This is a genomic window from Roseovarius sp. MBR-79 (assembly GCF_053628555.1).
The window spans coordinates 1-4,306 of record NZ_JBRJGP010000053.1; the positions used below are offsets into that span (position 1 = coordinate 1).

Consider the following 4,306-nt stretch of genomic DNA (forward strand, 5'->3'; position numbering starts at 1 on the left):
CTCCTTGGCGGTGCCAGCCGCCGGTTGGGTGGGTTTCGTTCACCCGGAGATTACGCCACCTTCAAATTTCCACCACCTTCGCGACACGACCGCGCAGTTCTCGGTGCCATTCTGGGTGGTCTTACCGGAGCCACAACTGGCTATTTATCAGATCTCCAAAGGCGGAATTCGACCACAGGAGCGTTGCGCGGGGCGGTTGCCCGCGATGCCGACCGCGATCTGGTCGAAGCCAACCGCTTGGTGCAAAACCTGTCGTCGCTCAATAACTGCCGCCTGACCCAGGTCGCTGCCGTCGAACGGTCGGTCCGTCAAGGTGGGGATCGCGATGCCGCGAAGGCAAAGCTCAACCGCATTCGCGCGAGTGTGCAGGTCGATAACCGCATCATCGACGGCGTGGTCGGCGATTTGAAGCGCACCCGGAACGTCTACGTTGGTGCGTTGCGCCAGACAGGCGCGGACACGGCCGGCTTCGTCGATTCGATCGAGCGGTATCAGCCTCGGGTCTCGACCCCTCAGCGGACGGCGCTGCGCGTCAACACTGCGGGACGGCCCCGTACGAGCAACCCTGTGGCCAACCTCGGGTATGTCGAGAAGGAGCTGACGGTCGGGGCAAAGGCCAATGCCGAGAGCGTGAACAACAGGATCGGCGCACTCAACGATCTGCTGATCTGAGTCGAACAGCGCCGCCGAAATGTCGGTTTTGGCGGCGCTCTCAATATCCTGCAGATCGAGGGAATATCCGTGCGAAGAGCCATAATTTTAGCGATCGTTGCAATGGCATTGCAGGGCTGCGTGCTACCGATCATCGGCAGCGGCAAAGGAGTTGCGGAGCGGGACGTTCTGCCACCCCGACCGGTCGAGCCGCTGTTGTTCACGTCGGCGGATGGCACTGTCTGCAACGCCGTGCGAACCAGCCCGGATACTGCAGCAACTGCCGCACATTGCCTTGAGGCCACCGAACCCTTTTTCCTTACCGGTTCGAATACGACCGAGCCTGTTCTTGGCGCCCGAGCCAATCCAGCCTACGCCCGCCTAGACACGACAGTAGGAGCGGCGGCCGATCTTGCGGTTCTGCGACTGCCTTCTGACGGTGCAGGCCGTGTCGTCATCACGATGATTCGTCCGGGTCCCGTCGTTATCGCGGCGCGCGATCCGTCGGGTAGGACCCAAACAAAAAGGTGCGATTACCTTGGGCGCGCCGGAGGACTCGTCGAACTGGCGTGTGCGATCCCGCTCGGTTGGTCCGGATCGCCCGTGATCCAGGACGGAAGACTGGTCGGTATCGTGTCGTCGAAAGGGCGTGGCGACACAAGCGAAATCACGCAGATGGCCGATGCCATGCGTATCGACAGCTTTTGAAAGGCGTTCGGGCATGACCGCACCAAAGGTACCGCGCTCTGCGTCAAGCCCGCCAACCGTTCATTTATGGCATCAAGTATCTGAATCAAAATAATAAACATCCAGGTGTGGTGCCGCCTTAGATGGCGCGAAGTGGAGGAAGAAAAATGAAAAAAGGAGCACGAAAATGAGAGTCATCCAGTCAAAAAGGTTACGCATAATTGCCGTGATTGCGGCTTGCGCTCCGTTGCTCATGGCCTGCAAGGACTCGGAAGAGGAAGCGCGCGCCTTGCTGTCCGAGACGTTGCAAAGTTTTCAGACGGTGCAGAACGAGGCTGCCCCGACCGTTGAGCGACTTTCTTCGTTGACCGCCGTCGAGGACGGTCTTGCCAAGATCGCGAGGGAATACCCCACCACCGACGTGGGGCTAGATCTGGCCAGCCGCCAACCCTTCGGCATGCTGGATCCGGCCAAGCTGCCCGAGATTCGCGCTACACTTGAAACCCGGCGTGAGATCGAGACTTGCGCCGACTTGCCCACGGTGGGCTGTTTGCGCGCGACTGTGGCGCAATCATTCGAAAATGGCAGGGCTTCGAAGGATGGTTACCTGATCAAGGCGTTTCAGATCGCCTTCGATCCGACGGTTTCCTTGGAAGAGATCAGCTTCTCTTCCGACCATGAACGTCGGTTGGCCGCGACGTTCGCCGCCATTATGGCCATCGCGGAGGGCGAGACAGATCGTGTCGGCGCTTTCCTCTTCGATTCGGCGCGGAAAGAGGGAATTGAGGTCCAGACTCCCCGGGCTGCCATTCTCTACAAACTCGTCGAAGATTCGAACTTCGTCTTTCCAGCAGACGAAGGAAGTTTGTTGCAAGCCCGGATCGCGGACATGGCAGTGCAGGAACATACGGCGACGGGTGATCCGCTGGCGAGCTTTTTGGCCGGGGGGCTGTCGGACCCACTTGATCCCGAAGCCCTCAGGGTATCGTGGGACGCCTTCCCGGAAAGGCTCAAGAATCATGTGCCGACTTGGATCTGGATCAAGGCCGCGCATTCTAACCCAACAATGGATTATTACGATGAGCTGATGACCAAGGGCCTGTCGGATTTCCAAGGTGACCAGTTGTCCGATGCACAGGCGACCGAGATCGCAATCGCAACGATCAAACGGGGACGCGATCATCTGAAGGGCGAGGTTCTGTGGCACGCTGCCAAATATGGAATCGCAGACGCCGTCCTGCCCGCGGCAGAGGTGCTTGGTGGACCCTTCGAGAACAGGGGATATTTCGCTGCAGCCGAAGGAGCGCGCGAGCTTGGGTATCAAGGGAAACGAGAAACGTTCGAGCGTATCCTAGCCCTTACGTCGTTCGGCGCCGAGCAGGATGCAGGGACGACCATGGTCGAGAATAATTACGCATTCGGGCAAGCTCTAGCCGGAAATATCGCAGCTCTTGAGGCGCGGAACGGAATGGATGACTCGGTCATCGAACTTGCGCGCATCCTCGAAGGGCTTCCACCGTCCGTAGCCAACAAGGCCTTCAATTACGGTATGGATACGCGGTTGTGGAAATCAATCCCCGAAGAGGGCCTTGACCGGGCGCGGTTGCTGGCTTGGCCGGACGCCCCGCCTGCGCAGGTGGCACGGATGGCGGAAAACAATCCCCACATACTGCTGGCAGGGTATGAGCAAGCCCGAAAGACCGGGCGTGCGACGGCCGGGGAGCTTTGGGAGATCCTCAATAATCTTTCCATGAACCGGGCAGAATTCATTGTCGCGCAGATCGAAGACGTGGCTGCACTGGCGCAGGCGATGGACCTGCAGGATGTCCGCCACGAACTTCTTGTCGCGATGATGGCCAACCGAAGCGTGATCGAGGCGAGCCTTCGTTCCGGCGAAGAAACCGAGAATTAAGCTGCCCCAGCCACCCTCACCCCTCCAAATCAACCTAGAGAAAGGATATCACATGAAGGGCTCTATACTGGAATTCAACGTTCAGCGCAGCGAAGGAGTTATCTCCGGCGACGACGGGAAACGCTATGCATTTGCCGCCGCCGAATGGCAGACAGAGGGCACTCCCCGTGTTGGCCAGAAGGTCGATTTCGTCCAGGCAGACGGTGTATCGGCGCGCGCCGTGTATGCCGCGGTCGGGTCCACCAGCGGGGCAGGCGACATGTCGGGTTCGATGAAGAAGGCAATCATTGCAATCGTCTGTGCAGTCCTTGCCTTTTTCATTCCGGTGATCGGCCTTGTGCTGTCGATCGTTGGACTGCTGCTGGGGCGACAGGCGCGTATCACAGCCAAGGCCGAGGCCGAGGATACCGCCGCAATGGTTGCCCTGATCGCGATCATCGTCGCCGCCATCTCGCTCGCCTTCGCTGCGATCGCACTGCTCTCGCTCGTGTTTATGGGTTCGGGCCTCGCAATACTCGGTGCCGGCGGGGTGTTTTAGAGCGTCTCAGTTTTTCACTGAATCGGCTTGGGATTCCCAAGTTGTGCCTTTTGTGCTTCAGAACCCCTGCTGTTGAAGGAGGCCGGCAGGGTGAGCTGCTCTTGAGCATACCTATTCCTCGACTGCGCACGACACACCGTAGACGTTTGACGAATAAAGAGAGGTATTGGAGTAGTTGGCCATATCATATGATCTCTATAACTTTTGAGTGATACATTGAACCTTCGAGCCTAGGGGGCTTCGTCGAAGTAGTTCGGTCAGATCTGGCAGGTGAGTCGAGGTAGGTTACGACGGTAGCGCCCTCCCGCAACCAAAATATATAACCTTTCCAAAGACTTAGAGCCCGACAAAAACACTTGTGCAAGCATAAGCACAAAACGAGTCAACGCCACCTCAACGTTTGACGAGTCCCCCTGTAACCCACTAGGCGATTCACACATTTCGGAGCCTCCATCCGTGGGCGAGGGATTTGAAGTATTGGAGCCCGTGGCGGAAGGTGATTGGGCCGGGCGGTTTGG

General features: G+C 58.5%; 4 protein-coding genes. All 4 read left to right on the forward strand.

Annotation, left to right across the window (positions count from 1 at the left end; translation table 11 throughout):
- Positions 1-672, forward strand: a 672-nt coding sequence (locus ACSSV8_RS19865) for a hypothetical protein (RefSeq protein ID WP_454283633.1), incomplete at its 5' end; no start/stop codon positions are given.
- 102 nt (positions 673-774) lie between these two features.
- Entirely contained in the window at positions 775-1,359 is a 585-nt protein-coding gene (locus ACSSV8_RS19870; protein WP_454283634.1) for a trypsin-like peptidase domain-containing protein, read from the forward strand.
- 166 nt (positions 1,360-1,525) lie between these two features.
- Entirely contained in the window at positions 1,526-3,250 is a 1,725-nt protein-coding gene (locus tag ACSSV8_RS19875; protein WP_454283635.1) for a hypothetical protein, read from the forward strand.
- Between the two features lie 52 nt (positions 3,251-3,302).
- Complete coding sequence (locus tag ACSSV8_RS19880; protein ID WP_454283636.1) at positions 3,303-3,788, forward strand: hypothetical protein; 486 nt, start codon at positions 3,303-3,305, stop codon at positions 3,786-3,788.
- Positions 3,789-4,306: the final 518 nt, after the last annotated feature.

Coding starts and splice junctions, on each gene's coding strand:
- ACSSV8_RS19870 (WP_454283634.1), top strand. CDS start 775: ATGGCATTGCAGGGCTGCGTGCTACCGATCATCGGCAGCGGCAAAGGA.
- ACSSV8_RS19875 (WP_454283635.1), top strand. CDS start 1,526: ATGAGAGTCATCCAGTCAAAAAGGTTACGCATAATTGCCGTGATTGCG.
- ACSSV8_RS19880 (WP_454283636.1), top strand. CDS start 3,303: ATGAAGGGCTCTATACTGGAATTCAACGTTCAGCGCAGCGAAGGAGTT.